This window comes from Ideonella sp. P3_A4 (assembly GCF_056403075.1).
Genome location: NZ_JBFUGE010000942.1, coordinates 1 through 1,944 on the forward strand (window position 1 = coordinate 1; position 1,944 = coordinate 1,944).

The 1,944-nt window shown below is 65.8% G+C and carries 2 protein-coding genes; both read left to right on the forward strand.

Annotated features, from left to right (window positions below):
• Positions 1 to 125: 125 nt before the first annotated feature.
• Positions 126 to 1,091: a hypothetical protein gene (locus AC1DYI_RS34660; RefSeq protein ID WP_477208636.1), complete on the forward strand. Its 966-nt coding sequence runs from the start codon at positions 126 to 128 to the stop codon at positions 1,089 to 1,091.
• Positions 1,075 to 1,944, forward strand: an 870-nt coding sequence (locus tag AC1DYI_RS34665; protein WP_477208637.1) for a c-type cytochrome, incomplete at its 3' end; no start/stop codon positions are given. The genes AC1DYI_RS34660 and AC1DYI_RS34665, both read left to right, overlap by 17 nt.

Sequence of the window (1,944 nt, forward strand, 5' to 3'; positions counted from 1 at the left end):
GTCTATACATCGTAGGTTGCTTATATTTGTCATGTTGCATAGACGGATTTAATGCCAATCGACCACCGGCTTCAGGTGGCGCGGCCGTCGATGACGCGCGAAGTCGATTCGACAGGAGACCCCCTTTGGATTCCGAGTCCCAGCGTTCCGGCCGGCTGCTCAAGGCGCCAGAGAACTTTCTCGACACCGAAGGGGTCGTGCAGGTGTTCACCGAGGCCAAAGCCGGGCGCCGCGACTTCATCCGCAAAGCCTTTGTCGCGGCGGGTGCGGCAGCGGCCACGCCGCTGGCCATGGCTCAAGCCAACCCCGTGACCGACGGCGGTGACCCCAACATCCTCGAGCTGCCCGAACATTCGCGCAGCCTGGGCCGGCCGGTGGTGACCGACGGCTACGGCAAGCCGTCGAAGTTCGAAGCCAACGTGCAGCGCCGGCAAAGCCCGGGGTTGACGCCGACGACGCAGGCCTCGGTCTCCTTCGCGCCGCTGCAGTCGTTGTTCGGCATCGTCACGCCGAGCGGGCTTCACTTCGAGCGCCACCATCAGGGCTGGTGGGACATCGACCCGTCCAAGCACCGCCTGATGCTCAACGGCAGCGACGACAAGATCCGCATCGAAGTGGGCGACCAGCCCTATGGCACCAAGGACGAGACCATCCACTACGTCGACCTGATGCCGGGCGGCCTGCACCGCCAGTACACGAGTACGCAGGAATGCAAGAGCGTGGTCACCACGCCGTCGGGCGGYCAGGTGCTGCTCGACCAGGGCTTCTACAACATCAGCGGGCTGGCATGGTCGGGGCGCGGCAAGGTGACCCAGGTCGACGTGTCGGTCGACGGCGGGCGCAACTGGCGCAACGCACGCCTCGAGACCCCGGTGCTGAGCAAGTGCCTCACACGCTTCAACCTCGATTGGGTGTGGGACGGCAAGCCGGCGCTGATCCAAAGCCGTGCGACTGACGACACCGGCTACGTGCAACCCTCGACCCGGCAGCTGCGTGCGGTGCGGGGCACGCGCTCGATCTATCACAACAACTCGGTGCAGAGCTGGCTCGTGCAGGAGAGTGGCGAGGTGAAGAATGTCCAGCTGTCGTAAGGCCACCGCTGCCTTGGCGCTGCTGGTTGCCGTCGGCACCCAGGCAGCCGCTCAGACGGCCTACCCGGGCATCGGCCGCGAAGCGACGCCCAAGGAGGTCGCGGTCTGGGACATCGACGTGCGCCCCGACTTCAAAGGCTTGCCGCCAGGCTCAGGCTCGGTCGCGCAAGGCATGGAGATCTGGGAAAGCAAGTGCGCCTCTTGCCACGGTGTTTTTGGCGAAAGCAACCAGACCTTCTCGCCGCTGGTGGGGGGCACCACCGCGCAAGACATCCAGACCGGCCACGTGGCCCGGCTCAACGACACCGGGTACCCGGGCCGCACGACCTTGATGAAGGTGTCGTCACTGTCGACGCTGTGGGACTACATCAACCGCGCCATGCCCTGGACGGCGCCGAAGTCGCTCAAGCCCGACGAGGTGTACGCCGTCACCGCTTATCTGTTGAACCTGGGTGGCATCGTGCCCGACGACCTCACGCTGTCGGACCGCAACATCGCCGAGGTGCAAAAGCTGATGCCCAACCGCAATGGGTTCACCACCGACCACAGCTTGTGGCCGGGCAAGGGCCTGGGCAACGGCGGCAAGCCCGACGTGAAGGCAGTGGCCTGCATGAAGGACTGCGTGGCTGAACCCAAGCTCGCATCTGCCTTGCCCGAGTTCGCACGCAACGCCCACGGCAACCTCGCTGAGCAAAACCGCAGCGTGGGCGCGCAGCGCGGTGCCAACACCACGCGGCCTGCGGCGGCCACACTCGCCGAGGCGAAGCTGTCGGTGACGAGTGCCACAGCTGCTGTGCCCAAGCCACCGGCCAGCACCGCCGCGGCCGCCATCGCGCTGACCCAGAAATACACC